Annotated in this window: 9 protein-coding genes and 2 tRNA genes; 10 read left to right on the plus strand and 1 reads right to left on the minus strand. The window is 38.3% G+C overall.

Features of this window, described 5'->3' with window-relative positions:
* The first annotated feature begins 86 nt into the window (after positions 1-86).
* The gene (locus I5677_RS06485; RefSeq protein WP_197660759.1) at positions 87-782 is read left to right on the plus strand and encodes a TrkA C-terminal domain-containing protein; all 696 of its coding nucleotides are present in this window, start codon (positions 87-89) and stop codon (positions 780-782) included.
* On the opposite strand, the gene fliK is transcribed toward I5677_RS06485, so the two are convergent.
* The gene (gene fliK / locus I5677_RS06490) at positions 783-2,810 is read right to left on the minus strand and encodes a flagellar hook-length control protein FliK (RefSeq protein WP_197660760.1); all 2,028 of its coding nucleotides are present in this window, start codon (positions 2,808-2,810) and stop codon (positions 783-785) included.
* A 556-nt stretch (positions 2,811-3,366) separates the two neighbouring features.
* Between fliK and gltB the strand changes: the two genes are divergently transcribed.
* The 9 genes from gltB to I5677_RS06535 all read left to right on the plus strand — a co-directional run bounded on the left by gltB (position 3,367) and on the right by I5677_RS06535 (position 17,484).
* A complete protein-coding gene (gene gltB, locus I5677_RS06495) occupies positions 3,367-7,926 on the plus strand; it encodes a glutamate synthase large subunit (RefSeq protein WP_243456512.1) in 4,560 nt (1,519 codons plus the stop codon).
* 19 nt (positions 7,927-7,945) lie between these two features.
* Positions 7,946-9,445 carry a glutamate synthase subunit beta gene (locus tag I5677_RS06500; RefSeq protein WP_197660761.1) on the plus strand — a complete coding sequence of 500 codons (1,500 nt, stop codon included), beginning with the start codon at positions 7,946-7,948 and terminating at the stop codon, positions 9,443-9,445.
* Between the two features lie 331 nt (positions 9,446-9,776).
* On the plus strand, positions 9,777-12,002 hold the full coding sequence (gene pflB / locus I5677_RS06505; RefSeq protein ID WP_197660762.1) for a formate C-acetyltransferase: 2,226 nt from the start codon (positions 9,777-9,779) through the stop codon (positions 12,000-12,002).
* A gap of 93 nt (positions 12,003-12,095) precedes the next feature.
* Positions 12,096-12,962: a pyruvate formate-lyase-activating protein gene (gene pflA / locus I5677_RS06510; RefSeq protein WP_330617866.1), complete on the plus strand. Its 867-nt coding sequence runs from the start codon at positions 12,096-12,098 to the stop codon at positions 12,960-12,962.
* Positions 12,963-13,213: 251 nt separating this feature from the next.
* Positions 13,214-13,801 (plus strand): histidine phosphatase family protein, encoded by a 588-nt coding sequence (locus I5677_RS06515; RefSeq protein WP_197660763.1) that lies wholly within the window; start codon positions 13,214-13,216, stop codon positions 13,799-13,801.
* Between the two features lie 39 nt (positions 13,802-13,840).
* Positions 13,841-14,206, plus strand: coding sequence for a VOC family protein (locus I5677_RS06520; protein WP_197660764.1), 366 nt, complete (start codon positions 13,841-13,843; stop codon positions 14,204-14,206).
* A 538-nt stretch (positions 14,207-14,744) separates the two neighbouring features.
* Complete coding sequence (locus tag I5677_RS06525; RefSeq protein ID WP_197660765.1) at positions 14,745-16,946, plus strand: HelD family protein; 2,202 nt, start codon at positions 14,745-14,747, stop codon at positions 16,944-16,946.
* Between the two features lie 312 nt (positions 16,947-17,258).
* Positions 17,259-17,331 (plus strand) — tRNA-Val (locus I5677_RS06530).
* 79 nt (positions 17,332-17,410) lie between these two features.
* Positions 17,411-17,484, plus strand: a tRNA-Met gene (locus tag I5677_RS06535).
* The last annotated feature ends 120 nt before the right edge of the window (positions 17,485-17,604 follow it).

A 17,604-nucleotide genomic window follows, 5' to 3' on the forward strand; every position in this document is an offset into this window, starting at 1 on the left:
TACATGAATATTTGGAGTTGTGCTGTTGGTTGGTTTTATGTATTCGATAAATCTTTCATCCTGTAATGTGAAAGGGGGCCTATATTATGTTGATTTATCTTACGATATTTACTATATTATTTATCATTATTATTGAGGTTATAACCGTCTTATTCAGGCTGACCGGCTTAACCGAGGAAAAGGCAAAATTCCAGGTAATTTCTATTCTAACCGGTACAGGATTTACCACAAGGGAAAGTGAACTGATTGTAAAACATCCTACCAGAAGGCGATTGGCGCAAATTGTTATGATTTTGGGTTATATCGGAACAGCAACCTTAATCTCATTTATTGTAAATATAATTACAAGTAATCTACAAATCAAGGATTTTATCATTATTGTACTTATTTTTACTATTTTTTTTATCATCATTAAAAATCCCCGGATACTTCTAAAATTTGAAAGATTAATAGAGAAAATAATTATTAAAAATAAGCTGATTGAGGTATCAAAGAACAGAGTTTATCAGCTTTTAAATAAAAACAAGGGCTACGGTATCTACAGTATTATTATTGAAAAAGATTCTTTTCTTATTAATAAAACCATATATGAATCAGGACTCAAGGAGAAGTATCATATATTAGTATTAAATATAGACAAAGGTGATAATCTTATCAATCTTCCGAATGCAGGCTATCGGTTAGAACAAGGAGATAACATGTTGATTTATGGCAAGTCCGAAAGTATTGTAAACTTAATTAAAGATATTCGCACTTCCGCAGGAGAAAAAGACGAGAAGTAATTACGTACGAATATCAAAGGAATAGCGGCTGATGTAATTATCCTGTGAATTTTGTTCAATAAAATCGTCAACAAAATCAAAGGCATCATAAGCATCCTTTACCTCTGCCTTCACCCGGTATCCTTTTTTTTCAATATTGCTAATAAATTCAGGTAGATGAGACCTAATTAATGTCGAGGTTTCCTTGTTTTCAAGATAAAAATTTGCCTGTATTAAGGTATTACTTAAGGTTATATGAATATCTGTCTTCCCCAGATTTGACATGTCCAGACGGAGAAGTACGCTTAATGAATCATTATCCTTCAAAGCTTTCTTTTTTGTAAAGACATAAAGCTCACTATGAATATCTCTATCCTTTAATTGTACCGGCATCTGAAAACAAGTAAAGACTTGGTTCAAATCCTTCATAAAACTCAATTTATCTGCTATATTTGTAGTGGATTTTGATAAGGCATTATCTGATAAATGTTGCTCTGTTTGAAGCATCTGCCGTAAAACATCGATATCGTCATTCAACCGTTCATAAAAATTGTTAATCATATTCTGTTTTGAAAGCTGCCCGGGCTTAAGAGTCCATCTGTGGTGCAGCATCTCTTTTAATATCTTTTGATATTCCGGTAGCAGGATCAGATTTTGCATAACATTTTTCGTAAAGACCTCTGGATTCTCCGTGATAATATGTAAAAAGTCCTTAACGGGAAGATTATCGTTAAGTATCATATCTTTTAATTTTCCGGAAGTAACCCCAAGTGTTTGGGATAGGCTCTCCCGCTCCTGTAAATTCAAGATTGAATTTAAGTTTAATGTGTCCTTACCGAAAAACTCGATTTTATCCATCAGCGTTGCATATGCCGGATGATTCATAAAATTCTCGTGATTTAATAGAGCCTTTAACCCATCTGTATGAGAAGAAAATGTCAGGGTAGGAAGATTTAGACTTTCTAAGCGGTATGAGACAGCGATCTTATCGGAGGTATTTTGGTTGATATCCTGTACTGGTAGAGACCCCTCTGAGGATAAAGGATCTGTTGTCGATAAGGTTAAGTTATTATTAGGGCGTTCGGATAACACACGTATCAGATCCATAAGAGTTAAATTACCTTTGCCTTGTCGACTTAAGATATCTTGATAGGCCTGTTCCATACGGTGCGATAATCCAAGGGTATTCATATGGTTATCAGCTGCTGAAATCTGGTTATCACTTATTATCACTGCCTTCATAAATAGATCAATTTCGTCTTTTGACAGAAAGCTTGCGAGCTTGGCAGTTTGTTGTGTGAGATCCTGATCTGTATCCATAGTAAACATGGATAGAAGCCTTTGATTTATGGCTGTCGGGTCAGGAGAGCCGGGAGCTTTCCGTGACTTTAAAAGCCCGAAGATATCTTCGGTCAGAGTATTTAATTGTTGAAGAATTGGATGCTCACCCTTTTGGTAGCTTTCAAATTGCTGTATATTAGACTCTGTGAGGGGGATATGATACTTATGCATCAGGACCAGAGTAGCGGGCGTGGCATCGCGGTTTTTATGGGAATACCTCACTAAGTATTGTAAAGTTTGTTTATCTATGGGCATTCTATGATGAAGAAGCTCCTGGACGATAGCTTGGTTTCGATCAGTACCCGGCAGACCGGAGGCGCTGAGTGCTTTTTCGATGGTAGTATCCTGGAGAGGCTTTGCCGCTTCAGGCAGATACTTTAATATTAATTGATCCGGCTGAGCCTCTATAACTTGAAATCGTGCGCTTTGATTGATGGATAACTCAATACTGCCATCCATTTTAGCTGTAATTACCTGATCTTCCGGATCCAATTGAATTTTAATTTCTTGATATCGTATATCTACAACCTCTCCTTTTAATACTTGTCCCGGTTTTAAACCGGCGGAACTTACAGTTGTATGCTTAGGTTGGGCGGAAACCTTAGGGATAGGAGCGCTTTTATGATCGGAGCTCTTGTTGATAGGGGTCGAGGTACTATTCAGCTTATTCGATTTATATTTTGTAGAATCCGGATTGTTGATGTCCATATGGATCCTCCTTTTATTTCATGAGTTATAGTTATGCTGATTAAAAATAATTTGTATTGGACTAAAATATATCTCCTATATTTTATATCGTCTTTTACACGGTTTTCATTTACGGATTATTATTTATTCTAGCATCGGTATAGAAACAATTTAAGTGTTATATTGCTTATTTTGAATGTAAATGAACCATATTTTTCTGGTATCAAATTCAAATAAAGATCTATATAATAGCAATATAAATAATTTATACTTGCAATTCAAGAAATTATATATTATAATCTACAACAATAAACGAGGGCGTTTTTAGATTACCTGCAAGGAATCTGGAAGCGCTCTTTTTTGTGTTATAGAATTTTTGAATTTCCTATAACACAAATTTTACAATAACCGTATTGGCATGCTGTTAACATTGCTAATTATGATTATAAAATAGAATCATAATTTAGGGAACATGGAATGTATGATTATTAGTAACTGAGTTACGTGATTCGATATTTTACAGAGAGTACGGGCAATAACTAACAAGGTAGATATTAATTAGAAAAGAGGAGTGCTTATGATGGACAAAATGAGAGAGGAAGTAAAACAGGTTCCGCAGGGCCTTTATGACCCCAGGTTTGAACATGATAATTGTGGTATTGGCGCGGTGGTTCATATGAAGGGAATGAAAACCCATGAAACGGTGGAGAATGCCTTGAAAATCGTTGAAAATTTAGAACATCGTGCCGGTAAGGACGCGAATGGTCAGACAGGGGACGGTGTTGGAATTCTCCTTCAGATTTCCCATAAGTTTTTTACCAAGTCTGTAAAACCTTTAAATTATGATTTGGGTTCTGAAAGAGAATACGGTGTGGGAATGTTCTTTTTTCCACAGGATGAGTTAAAGTGTAATCAGGCTAAGAAGATGTTCGAGATTATTATCCAGAAAGAGGGTATGAAATTCATAGGCTGGAGAGAGGTTCCTACAAGACCTCATACCTTAGGCGAAAGGGCAGTTTCTTGTATGCCCCATATCCTTCAATGCTTTATTAAAAAGCCTGCCAATGTTAATAAAGGATTAGATTTTGATCGAAAGTTATATATTGCCAGAAGGATCTTTGAACAAAGTAATGATAATACCTATGTAGTGTCCTTATCCAGCCGTACGATTGTGTATAAAGGTATGTTTTTGGTGGGGCAGCTTCGCCTTTTCTTTGAGGATTTACAGGATGATAGCTATGAAAGTGCCATTGCGATTGTTCATTCAAGATTTTCTACCAATACTAATCCTAGCTGGCAAAGAGCTCATCCGAACCGCTTGATTGTGCACAATGGTGAAATAAATACAATACGGGGTAATGCGGATAAGATGCTGGCCAGGGAAGAAACCATGGAATCAATGCATTTGAAGGGTGAACTTCATAAGGTACTTCCGGTTGTCAATGCAGAGGGTTCTGACTCAGCAATGCTTGACAATACCCTGGAATTTTTAGTTATGAGTGGAATGGATTTACCTTTGGCAGTTATGATAACGATTCCGGAGCCTTGGAGTAATGATCAGGCAATCAACAGAGAAAAAAGAGACTTTTACCAGTACTATGCTACGATGATGGAACCTTGGGATGGACCGGCTTCTATACTTTTCTCCGATGGAGACTTAATGGGAGCAGTACTTGATCGTAATGGACTTAGACCTTCCCGTTATTATATTACAAAGGATGATTATGTAGTACTGTCCTCCGAAGTAGGTGTACTGGATATACCGGCGGAGAATGTAGTTAAGAAGGAAAGATTGCGTCCCGGTAAGATGCTTTTGGTTGATACGGTGAAGGGCTGCCTTATCGATGATGAAGATTTGAAAAACTACTATGCGAATCGTCAACCTTACGGTGAATGGCTGGATTCTAATCTGATAAGCTTAAAGGATTTACATATACCGAATATGAAAGTGATAGAGCACAATAAGGAAGAATTGGCGAGACTACAGAAAGCCTTTGGCTATACCTATGAGGATTATAAAACCACCATACTTCCTATGGCAAACGACGGACAGGAAGCGGTTGCAGCAATGGGAGCAGATTCTCCCATTCCTGTCCTATCGAAAAACAATCCGCCTCTCTTTAACTATTTTAAGCAACTCTTTGCACAGGTAACGAATCCTCCAATTGATGCAATCCGTGAAGAAATCGTAACATCGACCACGGTATATATTGGTGAGGATGGTAATCTGCTAGAGGAAAAGGCAGAGAATTGTAAAGTACTTAAGATCAATAATCCGATCTTAACCAGTACGGACTTGCTTAAGATTAAGACAATGAAAACAGAAGGCTTTAAAGTTGATGTAATTTCAATGATTTATTATAAAAACACCTCCTTAGAAAAGGCAATTGATCATCTGTGTCTTGAAGCAGATAGATCTTACAAATCAGGTGCCAATATTCTAGTCCTATCCGATCGGGGAGTCGATGAAAATCATGTAGCGATTCCATCCTTACTGGCAGTATCCGCTCTGCAGCAGCATCTGGTACGTACGAAAAAGAGAACTGCAGTGGCCATGATTGTTGAGAGTGCTGAACCTAGAGATGTACACCATTTTGCCTGCCTATTAGGATATGGTGCCTGTGCGGTAAATCCTTACCTAGCACAGGAAACAATACGGCAATTAATTCAAAACAACATGCTGGAGAAGGATTATTATGCGGCTGTAGATGACTATAATAAAGCTGTTTTAAAAGGTATTGTTAAGATAGCTTCTAAGATGGGAATCTCAACTATTCAATCCTATCAGGGATCGAAGATATTCGAAGCGATTGGGATAAGCAAGGAGGTAATTGACCGCTACTTTACCGGGACCGTAAGCCGTGTTGGGGGTATTACACTGAAAGACTTGGAGCAGCAGGTGGATAAATTACACTCTAAGGCTTTTGACCCCCTTGGTCTAAGTCTTGATTTGACCTTAGACAGTAGCGGATCTCATAAACTAAGAAGCGGGAAAGAGGAACATCTGTATAATCCTAAGACAATTCATCTTTTACAACAGGCAACCCGTACCGGTAACTATGATTTATTTAAGGAATATTCGAATGAAATCACGAGTGAGGAGGAAGGAATCCATTTAAGAGGATTACTGGATATCGACTACCCTAAAAAAGGTATTTCAATCGATGATGTTGAGAGCGTTGACTCTATTGTAAAAAGATTTAAAACAGGAGCCATGTCCTATGGATCGATCTCTAGGGAAGCCCATGAAGCGTTGGCAATCGCTATGAACCGACTTGGCGGTAAATCCAACAGCGGTGAGGGTGGAGAGAGTTTAGACCGATTAAAGACCGGAGAGGATGGCATCAACCGCTGTTCCGCAATTAAACAGGTAGCCTCTGGAAGATTTGGCGTAACGAGCGAGTATCTGGTAAGTGCGAAGGAAATTCAGATTAAGATGGCACAGGGAGCGAAACCCGGAGAGGGGGGGCAGCTTCCGGCAGAGAAGGTATATCCTTGGATTGCTAAGACAAGACATTCTACCCCAGGTGTAGGCTTGATTTCGCCGCCACCCCATCATGATATTTACTCCATAGAAGATCTGGCGCAATTAATTTATGACCTTAAGAATGCCAATAAAGATGCCAGGATTTCAGTTAAGTTAGTTTCTGAGGCAGGAGTAGGTACGGTTGCTGCCGGCGTAGCTAAGGCAGGAGCCGGGGTTATCTTAATATCAGGATATGACGGTGGGACCGGTGCTGCACCCAGAACCTCAATCTATAATGCGGGTCTTCCTTGGGAGCTGGGCCTTGCAGAGACACACCAGACGCTGATTATGAATGGCCTTCGTTCCAAGGTCGTGATAGAAACTGATGGTAAACTGATGACAGGACGGGATGTATTAATTGCAGCCTTGCTTGGGGCAGAGGAATTCGGATTTGCGACGGCACCCTTAGTAACCCTTGGCTGCGTCATGATGAGAGTATGTAATCTGGATACCTGCCCGGTTGGTGTAGCTACTCAGAATCCTGAGTTACGTAAAAAATTCAAAGGAAAACCTGAATATGTAGAGAATTTTATGCGTTTTATTGCCCAGGAACTTAGGGAACATATGGCTGCCCTAGGTGTAAAGACTGTGGATGATCTGGTTGGACGTACTGATTTATTAAAGGTTAAGGAAAATTGTGCCAACGGGGAGAGAGCCCGTAAGGTGGATTTAAGCTTGATTATAAATAATCCGTTTATTCCAAAGGGCAAAGGAATCCATTTTAGCCCGGATCAGGTTTATGATTTTGAATTAGAGAATACAGTGGATGAAAGAGTATTGTTACAGAAATTCAAGTTGTCCGATAAGCACTCTCAGAAGGTTAGATTACAGGTGTCCAATACGGATCGTACCTTTGGTACAATCTTAGGTTCCGAGATTACGAAAAAATTTGGAACTGATTTAAAGGAGGATACCTTTGTCGTCGAATGCCAGGGAAGCGGAGGTCAAAGCTTTGGTGCTTTTATTCCAAAGGGCTTAACCATTGAACTGGAAGGTGACAGTAACGATTACTTTGGTAAAGGTTTGTCCGGAGGAAAGTTGATTGTATTCCCTCCGAAGAAAAGTACCTATAAAGCAGAAGAGAATATTATCATCGGTAATGTTGCTCTCTATGGTGCAACCAGTGGCAAGGCATTCATTAACGGTGTTGCCGGCGAGAGATTTGGGGTCCGCAATTCCGGAGCCATGGCTGTTGTAGAGGGCGTTGGTGATCATGGCTGTGAATATATGACCGGAGGAAGAGTGGTTGTTCTTGGTAAAACAGGAAAGAACTTTGCCGCAGGAATGAGCGGCGGTATCGCTTATGTTTTGGATGAAGGAAGCGATCTGTATAAGAAGCTCAATAAAGGACTCGTATCCTTTGAAGCTGTGACGGAAAAATATGACGTTCTGGAATTAAAAAATATGATTACAGAACATGTTAAATATACCAACTCAGCAAAAGGAAAAGAAGTATTAGAGCATTTTGATACCTATCTGCCTAAATTCAAGAAAATTATTCCCCATGATTACCGTCGCATGCTTCAGACAATTGTACAGATGGAAGAAAAGGGCTTAAGCAGCGAACAGGCACAGATAGAAGCATTTTTTGCAAATACTAACAAAGATTAGAGACGGATGGAGGATTATTATGGGAAAACCAACAGGATTTATGGAATATGAAAGATCGGTAAGTCATGCTGAGAAGCCAAAAGAGCGAATTAAGCATTTTAATGAATTCCATCAGCCTCTATCCATGGAGGAGAGAAAATGCCAGGGAGCCCGCTGCATGGAATGTGGAGTACCTTTTTGTCAATCAGGGATTATCATCGGGGGTATGGCTTCTGGTTGTCCAATCAACAACTTGATACCGGAGTGGAACGATTCCATCTATAGAGGTAATATGAAGCAGGCCCTATCCCGCTTGATGAAGACAAATAATTTTCCGGAATTTACGGGAAGGGTGTGCCCGGCCCCTTGTGAAGCCGCCTGTACCTGTAGCTTAAATGGAGATGCGGTTGCTATTAAGGAAAATGAATTAACGATTATTGAGCATGCCTATGAGGAAGGTTACTTTAAACCAAATCCACCTAAGGTGCGGACAGGAAAAAAGATAGCAATCATCGGTTCCGGTCCGGCCGGTTTGTCGGCTGCGGATCAACTAAACAAAAGAGGTCATTCGGTTACAGTTTATGAGCGCTCGGACCGTCTAGGCGGCTTACTTATGTATGGTATACCAAATATGAAGTTGGAAAAGCAGATTATCAAACGTAGAATTAATATTATGAAAGAAGAAGGGATTACCTTTGTTACAAAGGCAGATATCGGAGGTAATTACAATGCTGAGGAGATCATGAAATCCTATGATAGCGTGATACTTGCCTGCGGTGCTTCGAATCCCAGAGACATTAAGGTACCCGGAAGGGAAGCCAAAGGTATCCATTTTGCCGTTGATTATCTTAAGGCAACAACGAAGGATATTCTTGACCGTAATAAAACCTTAACACCTGATTTTAAGAATTTTACCATAACGGCAAAGGGTAAGAAGGTACTTGTTATAGGCGGTGGTGATACCGGTAATGACTGTGTCGGAACTGCAATTAGGCAAGGGGCAATCTCTGTAGTCCAGCTGGAGATGATGCCAAAGCTTCCCGATCAGAGAGCGGATAACAATCCTTGGCCTGAGTGGCCGAAAGTCGCTAAGACAGATTATGGCCAGGAGGAAGCCATTTCTCTTTATGGTGAAGACCCACGAGTTTATCAGACAACCGTTAGGGAATTTATCGCTGACGAACAAGGTAATGTATGCAAGGCTAAAATTGTACGGTTGGAAAGCAAGTTCAACGAAGAAAGCAAGCGTTTTATGATGGAAGAGATTGCCGGAAGTGAATATGAGATTGAGGTGGATATGGTTTTAATTGCTGCTGGTTTTCTCGGGGCGCAGTCCTACGTGGCAGATGCCTTTGGTGTTGAGTTGGATGTCAGAACTAACGTGAAGACGGATGCAGGAAATTACCAGACCAATGTAGATAATGTCTTTGTAGCTGGTGATATGCACAGAGGACAGTCCCTTGTTGTATGGGCAATTCGTGAAGGCAGAGAGGCGGCAAAAGCAGTTGATACTCATATAATGGGATACAGTAATCTTTAGTACCATTTGTGATTTATATAAGGAAATTAAGAATTACCATAATTTATATGTTTACATTCCTATATTAAGAGTGTAAATTCTATGTGGGGTTTTGTGTTATCGTATAGAATTTACACTCTTTTTTTTGCGTTTTTGGTATAAATAACAAAAATGATTACTATTATCATTGGGTATTGACATAGTTTAGCAGCAGATTTATTATATTAATATAAGAAGCCTGTCATGCGAAGAGGTAGATAATGGTAATAGAATTAATTTGGAAGGTAGCATACAGGGTTTGGCATTTGAGAAAAATGTATTTATAGATATGAAAATGAAGAGGAGGCAGATTATGAGACAGGAATGGTATGATTTTAATGGTGGGAGCTGGACGACAGATGTTAATGTCAGAAGCTTCATTCAACATAACTATACTCCCTATGAGGGAGACGGATCTTTTTTATCCGGTCCTACAAAAAGAACACTGGAATTGTGGGATAAAGTACTAGAACTAATGAAAGTAGAAACAGAAAAGGGAATCGTTGATGTCGAGACTCAAAAACCATCTACTATAACAACCTTTGGTCCAGGATACTTGGATAAAGATAAGGAAGTAATCGTAGGTTTTCAGACAGATAAGCCTTTAAAACGTGGTATTATGCCAAACGGTGGTGTTCGAGTTGTTAAAAATGCTTTAGAGGCGTATGGTTATTCCCTTGATAAAACCACAGAAGAAATCTATACACAGAATAGAAAGACCCATAATGATGGTGTTTTTGATGCCTATACGGATGCCATGAAGAAGGCTAGACATACCGGTATTATCACCGGTCTGCCGGATGCTTATGGCCGTGGTCGTATCATAGGTGACTACAGAAGAGTGGCACTGTATGGTGTTGACTTATTAATTGAGGAGAAAAATCATCAGAAGAAGCTGTTAGAAATACAGACCTTAGAGTCTCCTGATATTCGTCTAAGAGAAGAAATCTCAGAACAGATTAAAGCTTTAAAACAACTAAAGGAAATGGCCGCTTCCTATGGATTTGACATAAGCCAGCCGGCTAAGAACTCCTTTGAAGCAACGCAATGGACCTATTTCGCTTATCTGGGTGCAATTAAAGAGCAGGACGGTGCAGCAATGAGTCTTGGTCGTGTATCCACCTTCCTTGATATCTACTATGAAAGAGATTTAAAGAATGGTTTGATCAAAGAAGAAGAAATCCAGGAATTAATGGATCAGTTTGTAATGAAGCTTCGTATGGTACGTTTCCTGCGTACCCCTGCATATAATGATCTGTTTTCCGGTGATCCGACCTGGGTTACAGAAGTTATTGGTGGTATGGGTCTTGACGGTAGAACGTTGGTTACGAAGAGCAGCTATCGTGTTCTTCAGACACTGTATAACTTAGGCCCGGCTCCTGAGCCAAACCTTACCGTACTTTGGTCCGTATTCCTCCCGGAACCCTTCAAGAAATTCTGTTCTAAGGTTTCCATTGATACCAGCTCCATTCAGTATGAGAGTGATGATATCATGAGAGAGGTATGGGGTGATGATTACGGAATTGCCTGCTGTGTATCTGCTATGAGACTTGGTAAACAGATGCAGTTCTTCGGTGCCCGTGCTAACTTAGCAAAAGCTTTATTATATGCTATAAACGGTGGTAAGGATGAAAAATCCGGAGAGCAGGTTGGACCGATGTTCGCACCTATCACAGGTGAATACCTTGATTATGATGAGGTGATGGCTAAATTTGACCAGACCTTGGATTGGTTATCTGAGCTTTACATTAATACTTTAAATGTAATACACTACATGCATGATAAATATAACTATGAAAGACTGCAGATGGCACTTCATGACATAAATATTCTTCGTACGGAAGCATGCGGTATTGCCGGACTTTCTGTAGTAGCGGACTCCTTATCAGCGATTAAATATGCTAAGGTTAAGGTAATTCGCAACGAGGAAGGATTAGCAGTAGATTATGAGATTGAAGGGGATTATCCCGCATTTGGTAATAACGATGATCGTGTGGATCAAATTGCAGTTGATTTGGTAGCACTGTTTATGAATAAATTACGTAAAGTTAAGACTTATCGTAATTCTAAGCAGACACTGTCTGTACTGACGATCACTTCTAACGTGGTTTACGGTAAGAAGACCGGTAGTACACCGGATGGTCGTAAAGCAGGAGAGCCTTTTGCTCCGGGTGCAAACCCTATGCATGGAAGGGATAAGAAGGGTGCAGCTGCATCCATGGCTTCCGTTGCTAAATTACCTTATAAGCATGCAGAGGACGGTATTTCCTACACCTTCTCTATTGTACCAAAGGCACTAGGTAAGAATGAAGAAGAAAGAATTAATAACCTATCAGGCATGTTAGACGGTTACTTCCACAGCAGAGGACATCATATCAATGTCAACGTATTTGATCGTGAGACCTTAATGGATGCGATGGAACATCCTGAAAAATATCCTCAGCTTACAATAAGAGTATCCGGCTATGCCGTAAACTTTGTAAAACTAAACCGTGAACAACAGCTCGATGTTATCAACCGTACCTTCCATCAAAGATAAGAAATTCGGAATATATATCATTATAATGTTATATAATAGTTCGAAGATATAGACGATAGTAACGATATAAGAAATATACGATATCATCGGTAAGTGAAGGAAGCTGCCGCCTATAAAAAGCAGCTTCCTGGCTTATCATATTACAGATATAAACGAATAACAGGATCGATAGGATTTACAGGAGCTCATATAGTAGCTGCCGGAAGGGTTGGTGATACAATGGGCATTATGGGACGAATACACTCACTTGAAAGTTTCGGTACTGTGGACGGACCGGGCATAAGGTTTGTCGTTTTTATGCAGGGATGTCCGCTAAGGTGCCAGTTTTGCCATAATCCGGATACCTGGGATGTTAACAAAGGCTCTCAGTATTCACCGGAGCAGTTAGTCCAGGAGATTATGAAGTATAAATCCTATATGGATTTTTCCGGTGGAGGGGTAACCTTTACAGGTGGAGAACCTCTACTTCAAGCAGAATTTATCTTAGAAGCAAGTAAGCTTTGTAAGAAAATTGGAATTTCAACAGCCGTAGACACTTCAGGGTTTATCTGGAATGATACGGTCAAAGAGGTACTTGAATATACAGATCTGGTTTTGCTGGATATTAAGAATTATGATCCGGTTGTTTATAAAACAGTTACCGGGGTTTCTCTCGCACCTACTTTAAAAATGCTTAAATATCTAAAAGAAAAGAACGTAAATACTTGGGTTCGTTATGTAGTAGTACCCGGACTTACAGATAATCTTGATAATGTAAGAGAGTTATCTAAGCATTTGGACGATTACCCAAACGTATCTAAAATTGAACTTTTAGGTTTTCATAAGATGGGTGAGTATAAGTGGAAGGAGCTTGGTTTGGAATACAAACTGGCAGATACGAAGGAACCGGATAAGGAACTGATGCAGGAAGTAAAGGAAATCTTAGAGACGAATGGTAAAGTAGTATCCGTAAGCTTATAATAAGTATATAATTAAGTAGAATAATTAGAAAGCATAGGAGCATATTGGTTAACAATAATCCTATGCTTTTTCTATGCTATATTTTATCTATCTATGTTCAAAATCTTGCTATTTTGATTTGCATTATATATAATAAGCGGGAAAAGAATACATAGAAGGATTAGATCTATAAAAATAATATTATCATAATGCGATGATACAGTTCTTTTCTGATACTATATTACTTATATTAATAATTTAGGAGCGAACAAATGAAAATATACTTAATTAGACATGGTGAGACAGACTGGAATCTTCAAGGAAGACTACAGGGAAGAGAAGATATAGCATTAAATGATAATGGAATTCATCAGGCAAAGCGATGCGGACAGGCTTTTAAAGATAAAGAAATAAAAGCAGTCATCACAAGTCCGTTAATCAGAGCAAAAAAGACAGCAGAAATAATCTCAGAAAATATATCGGTGGATCATTTTATCGTAGAGGAAGCTTTAATCGAGAGAGATTTTGGGGCAATAGCAGGTCTAACCTTTGATAAAAGAAAACATTTTGATACCTTTGGAAAGGACGAGGGTATTGAGCCTTGGGAAAAACTTAGTAAAAGGCTGATGGATTGTATTGACCAATATGCTATGATTTATCCCCAGGATGAGATTATCATGGTATCCCATGGTGCAGCCATCAATACAATTTTAGCAGTTTTATCAAACGGTGAAATCGGGTCCGGTAAAACAAGGCTGAAAAACGCCTGCATTAGTATTCTTGAATGTAAGAACGAAAAGATATATTTAAGAGATTATAATCTGACAGCACAAGAATTTGAAGCATATCAAGAAAAATAGTACAAAATTATATTAAGATAATTAGAAGGGGAGATTGGTATGAAATTTCATGGAATATGTTTAGTGACTGAGGATGTGATAGCGTTAACTTCTTTTTATGAGAAGGTTCTTAAGACAACCTCAGAGGGGGATGATATCCACGCTGTAATCAATACGGAAGGGGCACTTCTGTCCATCTATTCCCGAGAAGCGGCGAAAAGGGATATGTCAATGTATTATGGACTTAGTTCCGGCAGTTTTGCATTACAAATCGGTGTAGATGATGTGGATCTGGAGTATGAAAGATTAAAAAAGCTGGGGGTTGAGATTATAAAAGAACCGACAGATTATTCTTGGGGAAACCGATCAATGCAGTTTAAGGATCCGGACGGAAATATCATTAGCTTCGCCTGTAGACGCAGTTAATGAAGTAACCGGAAGAAGTAACTGTTAAAGTAAGTGATAGAATAACTCAAACAGATATCCGATTAAGCTGTTTATTAAGCATAAAATTTTGCTTAGATCATATTGTTGCATTATACGACTTATAATTAATGTTATAAATTTTTGGGGTTGTTACAAAATAAATCAGCGGGTCATATGACGAAAGTGCACTCAGGTGCACTTTTCTCATGCCATTCGATACTGCGTATCTTAATGCCCATCTTTTGGACATTATTCGCTGGACGCGCTCATAGAAGCAAAAAAATCACCCTATAAGAATCTAGGATGATCTTGTTTGCTTCTAATTCGCTTTACCTTCGCAAATATGAAAAAAAGTTGTCAGAAAATTCTGACAACGAGTAAGTTATTTTAGGCTAAAATTCATTTATCATCATAACACAACTTGAAATATAAGTCTAGTAATTTTTTCAAAAATATTTATCATAGAACATGTGATGTGAATAGAATTCACTTATTTAATAACAAAAACCTTTAAACAAAAGTTAGAAGGGAGATTAAGATGGAAGAATTAGTAGGCATGCAGTTTCAAGAAAATAATCAGGACATAGATATGGAGACAGAATGGCAGTCGGAGCTTAGGCGTCTAGAATATTGTTTCAACATCATCGAAAGAAATATAGCAAAATATTCAGAAGAATTAAGACAGATAAGTGATGAAACGAAGGAGCTTTATGATAATTACAGGTCCAACAATCCGGAACTGCACAATGATTTATCCGTAGGACTTGATATCAAATCTCAGCTGGAACGTATCTTGAATAAAAGCATATTAGCACGGAAGAAACCCTATTTTGGAAGAATTGATTATAAGGAAAAAGAGGATGGAACCAATTTCTCTTTATATCTTGGAAAGAATGGGGTCAGAGAAAACAGCACCCAAAGTATTGTGGTGGATTGGAGAGCACCAGTTTCCAGTGTTTATTATGAAAGTGAAATAGGGGAAAGTTCCTATACAACACCTTTTGGAGAAACCATTGAGATTGATCTGGAATTAAAAAGGACTTATGAAATCTCTCAAAGTGAATTAGTTGATTTTTATGATTCGGATGTTGTTACTAATGATGAATTTTTAACGAAATACCTGAGCAAGAATAAAGAAGTAGTACTGGGAGAAATCATTGCAACCATTCAAAAAGAACAAAATGAAATCATCAGGGATACTCCGTTTCATAGCGTGATTGTGCAGGGGGTTGCCGGTAGCGGTAAGACTACGGTGGCCATGCATCGGATCTCCTATATCCTATATAATTATAAGGATAAATTCAGACCGGATGAATTCTATATTATCGGAAGCAATAAGATGTTGTTAAATTATATTACGGGAGTATTGCCTAATCTGGATGTTTATAATATTAATCAAATGACCCTGGAAGAGTTTTTTATGCTGCTTTTGGATCGGGATATGGATATAAAGAAAGGAAAATACAATCTAAGTAACAGTTTCATGAAGTTGGATCATGAGGAAGATGAAAAGGCTTTCAAGGATCTAAAGAATTTTAAAGGATCTATGGAATTTTTTAAAGCTATCAAGGAGTATGTAAAACTGTATGAACTTGACACGGTTGAAACCGAATCGGTTATTTATAACAATGAAATAATTTACTCAAAAGATGAGATTATTTATTTTCTCACATTTTTTCAGGATTTACCCTTACAGGAGAAAATTGATCTTTTAAACAAACGTCTCACTTATAAAATCACATCAATTAATGAAGAGGAAATGACGCGAAAAGAAGTAATCATGGCGGAGGTGAAAAAATTTAAGAACTACTTTGGCAATCGAAGTAAAAAGATCAATTTGATGGAGGTTTACCTTGGATTTTTAGAGCATTTTGCACAGCATTCAGCCTGGTATAGCGAAAAGGGTATCATAGTACCGCCAAAGGATAGCATTCATATTTTGCTGCAGGAACTTAGTCATAAAAACATAGATATATATGATCTGGGAATGCTCACTTACATTAAAAAACGTTTAAAGAAGACTAGGGATTTTGAATTTATCAGTCATATCATTGTGGATGAAGCTCAGGATTTTGGTGTCATAATCTTTGCTATTATGAAAGAGTTATTTAAGAATTGTACCTATACCATAATGGGAGATGTTTCGCAAAACATTAATTATCACACCGGAATGAACGATTGGGAGACTTTAAAGCAGGAAGTATTTCTTCCTGAGAAGGATAAGTTTTATGTTCTGGCGAAAAGTTATCGAAATACGGTAGAGATATCGGAGTATGCCAGTAAGGTTTTAAAAAAATGCTCCTTTAGAACCTATGAAATAGAACCTATTATCCGTCATGGCAAGGAAGTTACGGTTTATCAAGCAAAACAGGAAGAAAATTTAGTCTCAGAAGCAGTTCGAATCATTCAAAATATTAAGAAGAATGGTTATGATACGATTGCAGTTATATGTAGAACTGTGGACGAAACATTGAAGGTTCAAAGCTTATTAGATCCCTATTTAACCACCCGGCATTATGATGAAGATATAGAAACGATGACCTTTACAAACGGGGTCATGGTATTGCCAATTCATATGACTAAAGGTCTTGAGTTTGATGCAGTTGTTATTTGGAATCCCGACGAAATTAGCTATCAGGCAAGGGATGAAGATGCTAAACTTCTATATGTGGCAATTACCAGAGCATTGCATGAGCTATATATCGTTTATCAGGGCAGCCTTACTAGGCTTTTATGTTGACATAGAAAGAGAAAGGTAATAAATCATAGTATTCATTTTCAGACACTTTCTTAAGGTTTTGACGACAGTAGAGATAGTTGATTTTCATTCATGTTTATAAAAATAGGATTGAAAGATTAAGACATAGGGTGTATTTTATTGTCATCCGGGGTATAGATTGATTTCATAAGAATATAGTTAACCCTATGTCTTATTTACGCAGTATATAGGGATAGAAGAAATTGGAGGTATTTATCATATAAAATACACAATTCTTCTCTTGACAAACCTATGGGAAATGCATATAATAAAAAAGTGCTTTTTGGAGTACTTGGGATCTTAGCTCAGCTGGGAGAGCATCTGCCTTACAAGCAGAGGGTCATAGGTTCGAGCCCTATAGGTCCCATTTTCATGAAAATCATGAGAGATTATATCTAAGAAAAAGGTATCGGATAACAGTTTTCACTGGTATAGTCAAATAATTCGGCGAAGTAGCTCAGTTGGCGAGAGCACACGGTTCATACCCGTGGTGTCGGCGGTTCAAATCCGTCCTTCGCTATTGAAAGAAACTCTTATGTTCTATAGAACATAAGAGTTTTTTCTTATACGCGAAACAGAGAAACTCATCAAGCGTGTTACTATATTATTTATATAACCAGATATTACCGCCGGATTTCGT

Source organism: Mobilitalea sibirica (assembly GCF_015999265.1).
Classification (GTDB): Bacteria; Bacillota; Clostridia; order Lachnospirales; family Lachnospiraceae; genus Mobilitalea; species Mobilitalea sibirica.